This window comes from Bacillus sp. FSL K6-4563 (assembly GCF_038630405.1).
Taxonomy (GTDB): domain Bacteria; phylum Bacillota; class Bacilli; order Bacillales; family Bacillaceae; genus Bacillus; species Bacillus pumilus.
In genome coordinates this window covers 1,597,457-1,612,605 of sequence record NZ_CP152030.1, presented here as the reverse complement: position 1 = coordinate 1,612,605, position 15,149 = coordinate 1,597,457, and the positions used below count along the sequence as shown (strand labels likewise).

General features: G+C 41.5%; 18 protein-coding genes. All 18 read right to left on the bottom strand.

Going from position 1 to position 15,149, the window contains the following annotated elements; all coding sequences use genetic code 11:
* Positions 1 to 4 precede the first annotated feature (4 nt).
* From MHH54_RS08030 to MHH54_RS07945, 18 genes are read right to left on the bottom strand one after another with little or no spacing between them, the layout of a single operon-like run.
* Positions 5 to 1,078 (bottom strand): chemotaxis response regulator protein-glutamate methylesterase, encoded by a 1,074-nt coding sequence (locus MHH54_RS08030; protein ID WP_003210900.1) that lies wholly within the window; start codon positions 1,076 to 1,078, stop codon positions 5 to 7.
* Entirely contained in the window at positions 1,075 to 1,980 is a 906-nt protein-coding gene (locus MHH54_RS08025) for a MinD/ParA family protein (RefSeq protein WP_012009971.1), read from the bottom strand. Before MHH54_RS08025 ends, MHH54_RS08030 begins: the two co-directional genes overlap by 4 nt.
* On the bottom strand, positions 1,977 to 3,092 hold the full coding sequence (gene flhF, locus MHH54_RS08020; RefSeq protein WP_106032949.1) for a flagellar biosynthesis protein FlhF: 1,116 nt from the start codon (positions 3,090 to 3,092) through the stop codon (positions 1,977 to 1,979). Before flhF ends, MHH54_RS08025 begins: the two co-directional genes overlap by 4 nt.
* Positions 3,092 to 5,125 carry a flagellar biosynthesis protein FlhA gene (flhA, locus tag MHH54_RS08015; protein WP_003212241.1) on the bottom strand — a complete coding sequence of 678 codons (2,034 nt, stop codon included), beginning with the start codon at positions 5,123 to 5,125 and terminating at the stop codon, positions 3,092 to 3,094. Before flhA ends, flhF begins: the two co-directional genes overlap by 1 nt.
* 29 nt (positions 5,126 to 5,154) lie before the next feature.
* A complete protein-coding gene (gene flhB, locus MHH54_RS08010) occupies positions 5,155 to 6,243 on the bottom strand; it encodes a flagellar biosynthesis protein FlhB (RefSeq protein WP_003211738.1) in 1,089 nt (362 codons plus the stop codon).
* Positions 6,240 to 7,019, bottom strand: coding sequence for a flagellar biosynthetic protein FliR (fliR, locus tag MHH54_RS08005; RefSeq protein WP_012009967.1), 780 nt, complete (start codon positions 7,017 to 7,019; stop codon positions 6,240 to 6,242). Before fliR ends, flhB begins: the two co-directional genes overlap by 4 nt.
* Positions 7,020 to 7,025: 6 nt before the next feature.
* Positions 7,026 to 7,295 carry a flagellar biosynthesis protein FliQ gene (fliQ, locus tag MHH54_RS08000; protein ID WP_003211206.1) on the bottom strand — a complete coding sequence of 90 codons (270 nt, stop codon included), beginning with the start codon at positions 7,293 to 7,295 and terminating at the stop codon, positions 7,026 to 7,028.
* 16 nt (positions 7,296 to 7,311) lie between these two features.
* Positions 7,312 to 7,977, bottom strand: a complete 666-nt coding sequence (gene fliP / locus MHH54_RS07995) for a flagellar type III secretion system pore protein FliP (protein ID WP_003211147.1) — start codon at positions 7,975 to 7,977, stop codon at positions 7,312 to 7,314.
* Complete coding sequence (gene fliZ / locus MHH54_RS07990; protein ID WP_034619906.1) at positions 7,970 to 8,629, bottom strand: flagella biosynthesis regulatory protein FliZ; 660 nt, start codon at positions 8,627 to 8,629, stop codon at positions 7,970 to 7,972. Before fliZ ends, fliP begins: the two co-directional genes overlap by 8 nt.
* An 18-nt stretch (positions 8,630 to 8,647) precedes the next feature.
* Positions 8,648 to 9,010 (bottom strand): response regulator, encoded by a 363-nt coding sequence (locus MHH54_RS07985; RefSeq protein WP_003212360.1) that lies wholly within the window; start codon positions 9,008 to 9,010, stop codon positions 8,648 to 8,650.
* A 27-nt stretch (positions 9,011 to 9,037) separates the two neighbouring features.
* A complete protein-coding gene (fliY, locus tag MHH54_RS07980) occupies positions 9,038 to 10,162 on the bottom strand; it encodes a flagellar motor switch phosphatase FliY (RefSeq protein ID WP_003212315.1) in 1,125 nt (374 codons plus the stop codon).
* Positions 10,152 to 11,150 (bottom strand): flagellar motor switch protein FliM, encoded by a 999-nt coding sequence (gene fliM / locus MHH54_RS07975; RefSeq protein WP_003212239.1) that lies wholly within the window; start codon positions 11,148 to 11,150, stop codon positions 10,152 to 10,154. Before fliM ends, fliY begins: the two co-directional genes overlap by 11 nt.
* 32 nt (positions 11,151 to 11,182) lie before the next feature.
* On the bottom strand, positions 11,183 to 11,611 hold the full coding sequence (gene fliL, locus MHH54_RS07970) for a flagellar basal body-associated protein FliL (RefSeq protein ID WP_003212424.1): 429 nt from the start codon (positions 11,609 to 11,611) through the stop codon (positions 11,183 to 11,185).
* On the bottom strand, positions 11,608 to 11,823 hold the full coding sequence (locus MHH54_RS07965) for a flagellar FlbD family protein (RefSeq protein ID WP_034620035.1): 216 nt from the start codon (positions 11,821 to 11,823) through the stop codon (positions 11,608 to 11,610). The genes fliL and MHH54_RS07965 overlap by 4 nt, the downstream gene beginning before the upstream one ends.
* Positions 11,824 to 11,860: 37 nt before the next feature.
* Complete coding sequence (flgG, locus tag MHH54_RS07960; protein WP_003211619.1) at positions 11,861 to 12,652, bottom strand: flagellar basal body rod protein FlgG; 792 nt, start codon at positions 12,650 to 12,652, stop codon at positions 11,861 to 11,863.
* Between the two features lie 17 nt (positions 12,653 to 12,669).
* Positions 12,670 to 13,116: a flagellar hook assembly protein FlgD gene (flgD, locus tag MHH54_RS07955; protein WP_003211424.1), complete on the bottom strand. Its 447-nt coding sequence runs from the start codon at positions 13,114 to 13,116 to the stop codon at positions 12,670 to 12,672.
* Positions 13,116 to 14,438 carry a flagellar hook-length control protein FliK gene (locus MHH54_RS07950; protein ID WP_113386995.1) on the bottom strand — a complete coding sequence of 441 codons (1,323 nt, stop codon included), beginning with the start codon at positions 14,436 to 14,438 and terminating at the stop codon, positions 13,116 to 13,118. The genes flgD and MHH54_RS07950 overlap by 1 nt, the downstream gene beginning before the upstream one ends.
* On the bottom strand, positions 14,439 to 15,137 hold the full coding sequence (locus MHH54_RS07945) for a MotE family protein (protein WP_050945049.1): 699 nt from the start codon (positions 15,135 to 15,137) through the stop codon (positions 14,439 to 14,441).
* Positions 15,138 to 15,149: the final 12 nt, after the last annotated feature.

Sequence of the window (15,149 nt, the reverse complement as noted above, 5' to 3'; positions counted from 1 at the left end):
GTGTTCACGCCCTCTCTTTTTTCATGGAGCTTATAATTGCATGTGCGATGTCATCCACATGCCTTGTTTCATGTGCAAGGCCTGCTTTAATGACTGATTTAGGCATTCCGAAAACAACACATGATTCTTCTTTTTCTGCAATGACTTTTGTATGACCGCTTGCGACCATTTTTTTGACACCTTCTGTGCCGTCACTACCCATGCCTGTCATAATGACAGCAATTTTCTCGTAACCCTTTATATGACTGATGGATTCAAATAAATAGTTAACAGAAGGTTTGTGCCGGCTTTCCGTGTCCTCTGGAGAAAGCCTGATGACTAAGGATGCCCCTTGTTCATGAAGTGACATATTCATTCCACCAGGCGCTATGTAAGCCACTCCATTTTTAGCGATGTCTCCATCTTGTGCTTCTTTAATCGAAATTTGAGATAAATGGTCTAACCTAGTAGCAAGTGATGCTGTAAATCCTGCCGGCATATGCTGCACAATCAAAATAGGTGCTTCTATGTCCTTGGGCAGCTTCGTGACAACTCGTTGAAGTGCCCTTGGCCCTCCCGTTGATGTTCCGATTGAAATAATCTTTCGGAGTGAGCCACTTTTTACGGCTTGCGGGCGAGGTGTAGCCACTGGAATTGGCGGCTTCATCACCGGCTTTGGAGAAACCTGTACTTCAGTGCGTTTCCTTGACAGCCCTGCCGCAAGCACCCGCTCTACAATTTGGCCTCTTACTTTGTGTAAATCGAGCGAAATACTTCCTGAAGGCTTTGTCACAAAGTCAAAAGCACCAAGTTCTAAGCAATGGATGGTTAAATCTTTCCCTTGCTTTGTCTGGCTTGACACCATAATCACGGCAAGGTCGTGTTCAGCCAGAATTTGTTTTAATGCTTCTGTTCCATTTAAAACAGGCATTTCCACATCTAATGTGACGACATCTGGATTCAGTTCCTTGATCCGTTTTAAGGCATCTTCCCCATTTCGCGCCGTTCCGACGACTTCTATTTCTTGCTCGGCACTTAGGAAATCACTAATGAGCTTTCGCATAAAAGCCGAGTCATCTACTACAAGCACTCTAATCATGAGTCCACCTTCCTCCTTTTAAAAAAAGAGGACAACTTATCTATAAACGTATGCTGCTCTCTCTGTGCCTCTCTTATCTGCTGTTGATAAAGTGTTTCTGCCAGCATCTTGATCGTTTTACTCAGCCGTGAATGAGGCTGCTTCATATAAAATGGAATTTGTTCAGCCACCGCTTTTGGAACCGCAGGATCATCCGGCACAGCACCAGCAAATACTAGTTTTCTGTGTAGAAATGATGTGACCACTCCTGCTAATTTCCGGTAGGTTTCTGACCCTTCTGACGGGGTTTTACAACGGTTGACAATGATTTGCACAGATTGTTCGAACTGATGAATCGCTAAGTGTTTAATTGCGCTGTAGGCATCCATGATTGATGTTGGTTCTGGCGTTGTCACAACCACAACTTCTCCTGCTGATAAAACAAAAGGCAGTTGATCTTTAGACAAGCCAGCCCCCATATCAAAGAAGATACAATCAAAGTCGTGCATCATTCTTTCCATTTCCTCTAGAAAGAACGACCATTGATCTTTATCTAAAGAAAACAGCTGTTCAAGTCCGCTGCCACCAGAAATGTAATAAAGGTTGTTCGTGCCTTGGGTCATAGCTGCTTGGAAGGATTTCTTCCTGACAAGAACATCTAATATAGAGCTAGTCGAAGTTTTTCCTAGTAAAATATCAATATTCCCCATACCAAAATCAAGGTCGATGACTAACACTCGCTTCCCTGCATTTGCGATAGACAGTGCCATATTCAGTGTCAAATTCGATTTTCCAACCCCGCCTTTACCGCTCATGACAGCAATGGTTTTTGCCTGTCCGCTTATACCAAGAGGAGCTGGTGTGATCGTTTGATTCTGCTGAACGAGCTTTCTTAAACCTTCTGCTTGGTCGGGCTTCATCATTGTAAGACCATCCTTGTTAATTCAAGAGGAGAGCCCTCAAGAATATCCTCAGGAACATTTTGACCATTTGTTAAAAAGCCAAGTCCAATTTGAGAGTCTGCAATGATTTGAAAGATGGTTCCCATCGTGTCTGTTTCATCTACCTTTGTAAAAATGAATTGATCGATTGGAACGTGTTCAAAGCGTTTAACCATGGCTTTCATGTCCTGATACTTCGAGGTCGCACTCATCACTAGGAAACTTTGAATGCTTTCATTAAATGGAATGATGTCTGTCAGCTCTTTGATATACGCTTCTTCTTTAAAGTTACGACCCGCTGTGTCTACGAAAATATGATCATACTCTTTAAACGTCTCTTGAGCTTTTACAAAATCCTCTCTCGAATAACAAACCTCAAGCGGTGCATTGAGCAGTTCCGCATATGTTTTCAGTTGTTCGATCGCTGCAATTCGGTACGTATCTGTTGTAATAAAAGCGATTTTCTTTTGCTTCTGAATGGCCGTTTTGGCAGCGAGCTTTGCAATCGTTGTTGTTTTACCAGCTCCAGTTGAACCAAACAGCACAATGTATTTTGAACGAATCATCGGCTCATCAGAGGTGTGAGCCGGCAGCATATCTGTCAGCTGTTGTTCAAGTTCTTTTTGAATTTGATCTTCCTTGACAGCACCCTTCGTTAAAAGACCTTTGAGGCATTCGTCTCGAATGACATCATCAAGACCTTGATCCTTCAGTTTTTGATCGATTGCCATGAGAGGATCAGGCAGAATACCAGCATGCCGCTCATTCCTCGCATATTCTAAAGGCTGAGCTTGAGAAGGTACTGGTTTCACTGCCTCAGGAGCAAGAGACGGCTCTTCAGGCCGGTGTTGAATCTGCTCCTTTTTCGGAAATACTGGAAGAGGAGGCGCAGGGTGTCCACCTTTACCCGCTCTTTCTTCAAAATCTTGATCCAGCACTGCAATCACTTCAACCATTTGCTGTTTCTTTAAACCGAACAGCTTTCGTTTCACAACGGTTTTGGAATTTAAAATGACGGCATCCTTTCCAAGCTGCTGCCTAATTTGAATCGTTGCCTCCTGCATTGAATTCGCTGTGATTTTTTTCATTTTCATTAGATATCCACCACTCCGATGCTCTGTACTTCCACATTTGCTTCTAGTTCGTTATAAGATAGTACCGGTAAATCCGGGAAATATCTTTCTAACAGCTGCTTGACGTACATTCTTATAGGAGGTGAGCACAATAGAACCGGCGTTTCCTGACGAAGCGAAAGCTGTTCAATTTCTCTCGCCACTGATTGAATCACACTTTCAGAGGATTCTGGATCTAACGATAAGTAGTTGCCATGCTCTGTCTGCTGTACGCTGTCAGCAATCACCTTTTCCACTCGGCCTGAGCATGTCACGACTTTGAGCGATTCATTTTCTCTCGCATATTGTGCAGTAATCTGTCTTGCCAGCGCCTGTCTGACATACTCTGTTAACAAATCTGTATCCGTCGTTAATTTTCCGTAGTCTGCAAGCGTCTCAAAAATGGTGACAAGATTTCGAATAGAAACCTTTTCTTTCAGCAGTTTTGCCAACACTTTTTGAATATCACCAACTGCTAGTGGGTTTGGCGTCACCTCATCCACTAAGACAGGATAACTTTCTTTTAGATGATCGATTAATTGCTTCGTTTCTTGGCGCCCGAGCAGTTCGTGTGTGTTTTGTCTAATTTTCTCTGTGATGTGAGTAGACACAACCGATGCAGGATCTACAACCGTATAGCCAAGCATCTCAGCCTGATCTTTTTCTGCTTCTGAGATCCATTTAGCCGGAAGACCAAAGGATGGCTCAATTGTTTCAATCCCTTCAATCGGATCATCATCAGGCGTTGGAGACATCGCTAAGTAATGATCAAGCAGCAGCTCTCCTTTTGCTACTTCGTTCCCTTTTATTTTAAGTCGATACTCATTTGGGTTAAGTGCAATGTTGTCTCGAATTCGGACAACTGGAATCACAAGACCTAGTTCGAGGGCAAGCTGCCTTCGGATCATCACAATTCGGTCTAACAGGTCCCCGCCTTGATTTGCATCGGCTAGCGGAATCAAGCCGTAGCCAAATTCAAATTCAATGGCATCCATTTGCAAAAGATGAATGACGCTTTCTGGACTTTTCATCTCTTCTACCTCTGCCTGTTCCTCCAGTACCTCTTCAATTTCTTCTTGGTCTTGTTTGTTTTTCGACATCATGTATGCGCCAAGTGCAATTAAACCTGCGATCGGTCCTGTCAAAAGTATGCCGATTGGTGTAAACAGCCCAAGAAGGAAGATCGTGCCTGCTGTGACATAAAGCATGGCTGGGAATGCAAAGAGCTGACCTGTAATGTCTGATCCAAGGTTTCCGTTAGAAGCTGCTCTCGTAACAACAATCCCTGTCGCCGTTGAAATGAGGAGTGCCGGAATTTGAGAAACAATTCCGTCCCCTACTGTTAACAGGGTAAAGTGGGAAGCTGATTCTTGAATCGACATGCCTTGCTGAAGCATCCCAATAATAATTCCAAATATAATATTGATGATAACGATGATAATACCAGCGATGGCGTCCCCTTTAACGAACTTACTGGCACCGTCCATCGCTCCATAAAAGTCTGCTTCCCTCGCTACTTTTTCACGGCGGTTTCTTGCTTCACTTTCTGTCAGCATCCCTGCATTTAAATCAGCGTCAATACTCATTTGTTTACCTGGCATCGCATCAAGTGTAAATCTTGCCGCAACCTCTGATACACGCTCAGCCCCTTTAGTAATAACAATAAACTGAATGATGATCAGAATAAGGAAAACAACGAGACCAACGATGATATTTCCTCCAACAACAAATGAACCAAACGTTTCTACAACCTTTCCAGCATCTCCTGTTGAAAGAATAGAACGTGTTGTAGAGATGTTAAGCCCTAAACGAAACAGTGTTAAGAGCAAAAGCAATGATGGAAAAATTGAAAATTCCAGTGGTTCTTGCATGTTCATAGTGGTGAGAAGCACGATAAGCGCAAGAGAAATATTAATAATGATTAAAATACTTAATAGCATTGGCGGAAACGGTATGACCAGCATCGCCACAATTAAAATAACACTGAATATAACAGATAAATCTCTTGCTGACATGCCTGTTCTCTCCTTTTAAAACCAAAAATTCATAAAATCTTTTGTTTCGTTTTATAGACGTAAGCTAAAATTTCTGCGATCGCCTTAAAGTATTCCTCTGGGACCGCTTGGTCGATGTCGACCTGATCATATAGTGCCCGAGCGAGCGGCCGGTTTTCTACGGTCATGATATCGTGCTCTTTCGCAATCGTTCTAATTTTCAAAGCTAAAATATCTGTTCCCTTTGCCACAACAAAGGGCGCGTCCATCTTTTCTTCGTCATATTTCAAAGCAATTGCATAGTGGGTTGGGTTTGTAATGATGACGTCCGCTTTTGGGACTTCCTGCATCATCCGTCTCATGGCCATTTCCCGCTGGCGCTGTTTAATCTTAGATTTTATGAGCGGGTCACCCTCTGATTTTTTATACTCATCTTTGATGTCTTGTTTGGACATCCGTAAGTTTTTTTCATAATCAAATTTCTGATACATATAATCAAGCCCTGCTAAGATCATGAGAGCACCTGCTGCATATAGCCCCATAATCAAGGTCATATTTGCGACGAAATGAAGGGTTTCCTCTGCTGTTAATAAAGGAAGCCTCAGGATTTCGTCAAAGTGCATCCAAAGTGCAATAAATGTCGCAAAACCAATTAAACCAATTTTCAAAATGGATTTTAATAGCTCTACGAGGGCTCGAATACTGTATATCCGTTTAAACCCTTTGATTGGATCGAGTTTTTCTAATTTTGGTTTGATTACTTCTGTCGAAAAGAGAAAACCAACTTGCAAATAGTTACTGATGATCCCTGCCAGCATACCAACACCAAGGATTGGCATGAGGAGGATTCCTGTTTCCTGAAGCAATTGCACAAATAGTTGATGAATATTAGATGTGCTAACCTTCATTAGCATCGTTGTTGAATAAAAACGTTCAATGAGCGCAATAATACGCTCTTTCATAAAAGGCCCAATAAAAAAGAATGATAAAAAGATTAATAGAAATGAGATGGCTGTATTGACGTCGGTACTTTTGGCAACCTGACCTTTTTTACGTGAATCTTGTCTCTTTTTCGGCGTTGCTTTTTCTGTTTTTTCGCCTGCGAAAAATTGCAAGTCTAGTCTAAGTCTTGTCATCATGACGAACCACCGACCAATGCTAAGAAATTCCTCATGGTGAGTACAATCGTATCAAATGTATTTTGGACAACCCCGAAGATGACGCCCATACAGATGATGATCATAATAAAACTCACACCCATTTTAATAGGAAGTCCGACAACAAAAACGTTCATCTGCGGAACTGTTCGTGCCACAATGCCCAGTGCCAAATCGACCAAAAACAAGCTGGCAACGACCGGTGCTGAGATTTGAAAGGCAATGATGAACATTTGGTTGAAGCTCTTTGCAATAAAATAAGCAAAGGATTCACTGCCGAAATTCAGTGCGTACTGATCAACTGCAATATATTGAAAGCTGTAATAGATTCCATCAAGCAGCAGGTGGTGTGCATTGGTTGCCAGCATCAATAGCAATGTGACCGTATAAAAAAACTGCCCCATCAGCGGCGTTTGCGCCCCTGTTTGCGGATCAATCACATTGGCGATCGCAAAGCCCATTTGAAAATCAATAAATGAGCCGGCAATTTGAACAGCGGACACCATGATATATGCAATCAAACCAAGCAGAAGTCCGACCATTGCTTCTTTCACCGCAAGCATCATATAAAGACCGTCTATGTCGAGTGCTGGCGGTTCCTTAATCGTGCTAAAACTAATCACGGCTAAAAACAGAGAGAATCCAACTCTGTGTACAGCTGGGATCGTTCTATGCGCTAAAAGCGGTACTGTCACAAAAAAAGCGGTGATCCGAATAAAAACTAATAGAAAAGCAGGGAATAATTCTATGATTGACATCGCTCGTTAACCTGCAAATCGATCTAAATTCGAGAACAGCTCTGTCGTAAAGGACACAATGGTTGACAGCATCCATGGACCAAACACAACAAGCCCGATAAGAACTGCAACAATTTTAGGAATGAACGCAAGCGTCTGTTCTTGAATTTGGGTTGTCGCCTGAAACACACTGACAATCAGTCCCACAATAAGAGCGAGCGCTAGAAGCGGCCCACTGACAAGCAATACCACATACACTGATCTTTCAGCCATCGTAATGACAAATTCTGAACTCATGTTTTAAGCACCTACTCTAAAAGCTTTGCAGCAAAGATTTAACAATCAAATACCATCCATCGACTAAAACAAATAACAATATTTTAAAAGGGAGCGATATCATAACCGGCGGAAGCATCATCATCCCCATTGACATCAGAACACTTGCGACCACCATGTCAATAATTAAAAAGGGAATAAAGATCATGAAACCAATTTGAAATGCCGTCTTTAATTCTGAAATCGCAAAAGCGGGTACCATCGCCGTTAACGGAATATCTTTTATCGATTCAGGTGTATCGATTTTTGCGTAACTAAGAAATAAAGCCAAATCCTTCTGTCTCGTATGTTTACTCATAAATTCTTTAATGGGCACTTCGGCTTTTTCATATGCCTGATTGAGCGTAATGTCATCATTTAAAAGCGGCGTGAGTGCCTCTTTATTAATCTCTGAGAACGTGGGTGCCATGATAAAAAATGTGAGAAACAATGCAAGCCCTACAAGCACTTGGTTTGGCGGCATTGAGTTGGTTGCAAGTGACGTTCTAACGAATGAAAGTACAATCACAATTCGTGTAAAACACGTCATTAAAATGAGAATACCTGGTGCAACCGAAAATACGGTTAAAAGTAAAAGAAGACGGACAGACGTGCTAATATTCCCTGCACCGCTGGAATTAAATAAATCGATAAACTCATTCATTTTGTTTCGGGCCTTTCTTTCTGACTTCTGATTGGGTCTTTTTCAATTCGGCTAGCTGCGCCTTCAAATTGGCTGAAAAAGAAGAAGTGGTTGGCTGATCCTGTTTCTTTATCTGAGATGTGAATTTTTGAACGATTTTTGGTAAATCAGTTTTGCTTTCCATCGCTTCTTCATATTGTTTCACGATCGCTTCACATTCTTGTTCATCATCAATTTCTTTTAGCAGCTGGATTGAGTCCGCTACTCCGACAACTAATACTCGTTTGCCCACTTTGATAAGCTGGACTGAACGGTTTTGGCCAACCGTCGTTCCGCCAATATTTTCAACATAGCGAAATGGTTTAAGTAAGCGGTTTTGCTTACCAACAAATCTCACCAATCCATATATGAGCAGGATGACAAAAAGTAAGGCACCAATCATTTTGACAAAATCCATAATGGAGACAGAAGAAGAGGGAACTTCTTCTGCCGGATTCGTTTGATTGTCAGTGGTTGTCTTTTCTGTATCCTTTTTGCTGCCTTTCTCTTCTTTGAGCCAGTCATTCACTGTGCCATTTTCAGGATCTTTCGTTTCAGCAAACAGTGAGGCAGGCTGTATCGTTAAGAAAAGCATAAAACTGATCATTGCTATACATATCAAACGTTTTTTCAACAAGTCTTACACCCTTTTTTAGCCTAACGTTTTATTAATTGCTTCAAGTACACGGTCTGCCTGGAACGGCTTCACGATAAAGTCTTTTGCACCTGCTTGGATCGCGTCAATAACCATTGACTGCTGGCCCATTGCTGAACACATGATGATTTTTGCAGAAGCGTCGATTTGTTTAATTTCTTTTAATGCTGTGATCCCGTCCATTTCTGGCATTGTGATATCCATTGTGACAAGATCAGGAGATGTTTCTTTAAATTTTTCAACTGCTTGAGCGCCGTTTTCTGCTTCTCCTACTACATCAAATCCGTTTTTTACAAGAATATCCTTTATCATCATTCTCATGAATGCTGCATCATCTACGATTAATACCTTAGTAGCCATTTACTTATTCTCTCCCTGTATGTTTGTTTATTTTAAATTAGAAAGTCTTTCTGACTGACTTAAAATATCAGTCACACGAACACCAAAGTTCTCATCAATGACAACGACTTCCCCTTTGGCGACGATTCGTTTGTTCACTAGAATGTCTACTGGCTCACCAGCAAGTTTGTCCAGTTCAATGATACTTCCTGCTGAAAGCTCAAGGACTTCTTTGACACTTCGCTGAGTTCTTCCAAGTTCCACCGTAATGGAAAGCGGAATGTCCATCAGCATATCAAGATTTCCAAGCTGGCTTGTTGTATGCTGAGGCTCACTGAACGCTTCAAATTCAACTGGTGCCACATTTACAGGTGCTGCCGGCTTTGGCTTCGCCTGTCTTTTCGGCGGAGCAGCTTGCTGCGCTGGTGCAGACTGCGTTTGAGGTGCTGCCTGCTGAGGTTCAGGTGTGCTCACTTGCGTGTCTTGAACCGGCTCTTCCTCCTGCGCTGGGTCTGTTAATTCTGCGATTAAATCTTTCGCAAATGTAATAGGATAAAGCTGCATAATATTTGAATCAATGAGCTCTCCTATTTTTAATCTGAAGGACACTTTGACAAGCATTTCTGCAGCTGGGATCCGGTCTGTTCCTTCTCCTTCTTTCACATCAAGTAATTCGACGCGAGGCGGAGAAATATCAATCTTTTTATTAAAGACCGTCGACATGGATGTCGCAGCAGAACCCATCATTTGGTTCATCGCTTCTTGCACTGCACTTAAGTGAATCTCGCTTAAAGAAGGGTCAGCATTTGTCCCGTCTCCGCCCATCATTAAGTCCGCAATGACTGCTGCATCTGTTTGCTGGACGACAAGCAGGTTACTTGCGCTGAAGCCTTCCGTATAATTCACTTCAATCGCGACATACGGATGAGGAAATTCCTCATTCAGCATACTTTTTTGAATCACTGTAACAGTTGGAGTGGTAATCTCCACTTTTTGATTTAATAGGGTTGAAAGTGCTGTAGCAGAACTGCCGAATGAAATATTTCCGATTTCTCCAATGGCATCTTGCTCCATTGCAGAAAGGATTGTTTCAGGCTCTATATCGTCATTGCTGCCTCCTTTAAGGAGCGCATCGATTTCGTCTTGTGATAATTTACTTCCGTTATTCTCCATCTTCTTCACCTCTTATGTCGTGATCTAGAATTTGAATCGCCTGTTTCCGATTCACGCGGCCGGCCTGTCCCAAGAATTTCGGTTTATTTCCGACCATAACAGTAAGAGGCGCATTTACTGGTTTGTCCAAGGCAATACAATCACCAATTTCCAAATTCAAAAACTCTTCCACCGTCATTTCCGATTCCCCTAGCTCTGCGACTACCGGTATCTTTGCCGTCATAATCCGTTTTTCAATAGCCTTTGTTTCTTGTTGTTTTGGTTCATTTCGTTCAGACTGCATCCAGTAGTGTACAGACAGCTTTGGAATAATAGGCTCTAATACAACATGAGGAATACATAGGTTAATAACCCCGCTTACCTCACCAATTTGTGTATTAAGAGAAATGACGACAACTGTTTCGTTTGGTGACACCATTTGAACAAATTGGGGATTTACCTCGAAATCTGCCATTTCAGGCTCGATGTCGGTTATGGACTGCCACGCTTCTCTGTAATTTTCCAAAGCTCCCTCAAACATGTTTGAGATAATCTTTGTTTCGATTTCTGTAAGTGATTCTGTCTTATTATGACTAATGCCTATCCCGCCCATCAGCCTGTCCATCATGGCATAGCCGATTGTTGGGTTCACTTCAAGCATGATTCTTCCTTCAAGCGGGCTGACATAAAATAAGTTTAATAATGTCATATTAGGAATCGAACGAATAAATTCTTCGTATGGTACTTGGTCAACCGAGCTGACAGTAATTTGAATATATGATCTTAGCTGAGCTGAAAAGTGTGTGGTGAGCAGTCTAGCGAAGTTATCGTGAATCCTTGTTAAACTTCGAATCTGGTCTTTCGAAAAGCGAAGTGCACGTTTAAAATCATACACCTTTACTTTTTTCGTCGTTTCTTCTTTTTTCAGCTCTTCTGCATCCATTTCGCCTGTAGATATGGCGGATAATAATGCATCGATCTCATTCTGGGAAAGCACTTCTCCTGACATTTCTTCACCTCCATCGTGTCAATTAATCGCCTCTATTGCAGATTAAAGGAGGTTATATATACTTCTTTCACCTTGCCATCTTGCAAATAGTTATTCACTTTGTTTTTAACTAGTGTTTTAAAATGTTCTCTGCCTTTTTTGCCATCAAGTTCATCTGCATTCGTGTCTGATAAAATGTCAATTACGGCGTCTTTCACTTGAAAACTTCTTTTCTCGAGCTCTTCTTTTGCTTTTTCAGAGTCTGTTTCAATATTCAATACAAGTTTGACGGCATTTCCTTCAGACTTTAAATTGGTGATAATCTCAGGAATTTCAACAGAAGCTTTTACGACTTCATCTGCTGTTGGCTCTTTTTCAGCTTTTGCTTCTTCTGAACCATTCAGAAGAAAAATGATGCCTGCTCCTATTCCGCCGATGGCAATAATCATGATTAGCATTACTACGACTAATTTCTTCTTCATTCAAATTCCTCTATTCCTTGATTCAATGAAATGACTTGGATTTTTCTGTAGAAAGAAATGATTTTCTCTTGAAGCTGCTCTTCATTTTCTTTCACAACGAATTTCTTTCCATTGGCTAATGTAATGGTCGTGTCTGGAAAGCTTTCGATTTGCTCGATATGGAGAGCGTTCAGCATAAATCCTTTGCCATTCAATCTTGTCACTTCGATCATATTAAGCAGAGAAGCGATCATCCGCTCCCCCTACCTCCTATCGTTTCAGATTCACAAGCTCTTGCAGGATTTCATCAGATGTTGTGATCGTCTTTGCATTCGATTGGAATCCACGCTGCGCGATAATCATTTCGGTAAACTCGTCTGTTAAATCAACATTTGACATTTCAAGTCGACCTGTTTGAATGATGCCCGTTCCTTGTTCACCAGGAACGATAGGATTACTTGGTGCACCTGAGCTTAACGTTTGGCGGTATAGGTTCTCACCAACTTTGTCTAATCCTGCTGCGTTACTGAAAGATACGAGTGAAACCTGTCCAACATTTCTAGATACGTTGTTTTCAACAACAGATATTGTTCCATCTGGACCAACACTTACACTTGAAATGCCATCTGGAATCGTTATCTTTTGTCCATTCATTCCAAGCACGTAATTTCCGTCAGAAGTGGTTAAACTTCCCTCTGAATCCCGAGTAAAGTTCCCTGCTCTGGTATAAAGAACTTCTCCTTGTTTTTCAATACGGAAAAATCCATCTCCATTGATGTAGAAATCATAATCTCTATCCGTATTTTGAGAAGCTCCTGCTGACATGATTTTATCAATAGAAGATAAAGATGATCCTAAACCAACTTGTTTTGAGTTGATTGAACCAGAGTTGTTCGTCGGTCCACCAGAACTTGAAATGGTTTGGCTGACCATATCTTTAAAAGTGATACGGCTTTTTTTGTATCCGTGTGTATTGACGTTGGCTACGTTATTGGCTACAACATCTAATTTTGTTTGGAAGTTTTTCATTCCACTAATTCCTGAGTAAAGTGAGCGTAACATTTATTTTCCTCCTCGAATTACTTCGTTTTTTCTCCAACTGCTGTAACATCCCAAGGGCTGATTTTCGTTCCATCTTCTAAATATAGGAAGTATTCATTGTTTATGTTTTTAACAGATTTCACAGTGCCTGATATATCTTTATCATCCAATTTGCCCGATACTTCTTTACCGATCCACCCTACATACGTCGTAAACGGATCTTGGTGTGCAACAAATGTAGACATGAGCTGATTCAGCTTGGTGATAGAATCGTTCATATTGGTTTGCTGTTCTAAAGATGAAAATGTTGCAAGCTGTGTGACAAACTCACGGTCATCTAGTGGGTTTGTCGGATCTTGGTTTTGAAGCTGTGTCAGCAATATTTTCAAGAATTGATCTTTGCCGAGCGTATCTGTTTTCTTTTCTGCTTTTGAAGAAGTGTCTGTTTGTGCGACTGTTCTATTCGTAGCATCAACTGTTGCCATTAGATTTCCTCCTCTTCTTCATCTGACCCAACAAGAGCATCCAGTACATCTTGGAATTCTGCTTCCTGTTCATCAGGCTTTTGGAAATTCTGCCCTTTTGACTGTTGCTGCTTGTTTTCTTCGTTAAATTGTCCAAATAACGGCTGCTCATTTGATTGAAGCGGTATATGGAAACGGTCCACTTGAACCGACATATTCGGAAGCGCCTGCTTGAGCTGCGGAAGGTGATGCTCTAGCAGTTCTTTTGCTGCCTGTGTCGAAGCTGTAATTTTACTCGCATACATACCATTTTGCTTCGTCAGCTGAATCGTGATAAATCCGAGATTTTCTGGATTTAACCGAACTGTAAAGCGCCCACTTGAGTTGCCAAATGGCGTGAATTTCATTTGCTTCCACGTATTTAGAATTTGCTGATCAACCGTTCCCGGCTTTTCATCAGTTGTTTGTGTCTGCTGAACAGGAGCTGCTGATTGCAGTTGAAAAAACTGCTTATGACCTGGCAACAGCGTATGAGTGATTGTTTTTTCAGAAGCAGGTGCAGCAGTGCTTTGTCCTTTGACAACTTCCTTTTTGATGAGCCATTCAAGAGAGTTAGCCCCTTTTGCAGGAGTAGCAAGAGTAGATTCTTGTCTTGGAGAGACCAATTCTTTTAACTCTCCTAAAGCAATCTTCAACTCTTTGTCTGACCCTTTTGCATTTGCCATCATATGGTCGATTAACTGATTAAAGTGTTTCAGCTCACTTTGAGACATCGAATTCAGCTTTGGTGCTGAACCCTGCGAGAAAAACTGCTCTTTTACTTGCTGAATCAGTTTCTCATCTACTCCATTTTTTGAAAGAAAGTGAATGAAGTCTTGACCCTTTGCTTCAATATCTTGCACTAGCTTTGCATCAAAGCTGAGCGGCTGTTGATTGAGTAGTTGATATATGAAAAAGTGGACTTGTATGAGCTGCTCACTATGTTCAGAAGCTGACTTATCCGTTTGATCACCGTAAATGGATGATTCCATTTTTTGAAATAGCTCTTCTAGTGACTTGAGATCAGACGAATCAAGCGTTTGACCTTGAAGTGTTTGAAGCGCGCTAAGAAGGTCTCCGTTGATGCCTTCTTCAGGCGATTGCATCCATTTTTCAATGATTTGCATCGCATCATTGATGGAAAGAGTGGCACCCGCTGTCTCAGCATTCACAAGGGCGCTTTGTGCGCCTGCCCCGCTAAGTAATTGTTTAAACAACCCGCTTGCAGATGCCGCGCCGCTCCCCTTTGGTCCCGAGAGACCTTGAGACGATTGCTGTAAGGCTCCAATATCCAATAGCTTCACTTATTGTCCACCCCCATTTTCACTTTCTTTTTTAGAAAGCTCTTTCGTAAACGTAGCTGCCTTCTGAGGTGTTAGTTTTGCTAATATGTCTGTTAGTTTATTTTTGCTCAGCTCTTCAAGAATCTTCAATGCCTCTTTATCACTTAATTCTGATAAAATTTTGGCGGATTTCCCTGCGTCCATGCTTTCATAGATACTGGCAATCTTCCCTTTCGGTTTCTGGTTAGAGGCTGCTGCCCCATCAGAAGTTGTCCCTGATGCATTATTACCTGATGTATCGCTTGATGAGCTGCTATTTGATGAACTGTCATCCGCTGACTTATCATTCGCATCATTTTCAGATGTTTTTTCAAGTGAACTGATTTTTTGATTCAGTCTTTTAATCTCTTCATCACTTGTTTTTAAGTCTTTTTGTGCAATTTCAAGTTCATTCTTTTGCTCTTTAATGGTCTTTTTCAGTTCCTTCAATTCTGCATCGCTTTGATTATTATGTGAAGATGACGTTTTTGAGGTGTCATCTGAACCAACCAAACTACTGACGCCCGGAATGTTTTGGAGCGGTTTCTTTAGATCAAAACCTGCCATATAAAGGATTGTGCCAGTCACTAACACAAGCACAATCAATGGGATGATGACAATAAACAAGATCCATTGAAATTTACCGCCGCTTGATTCTTTCGTTTTTTCCTTCTTAGGCATTCATCTCGACTC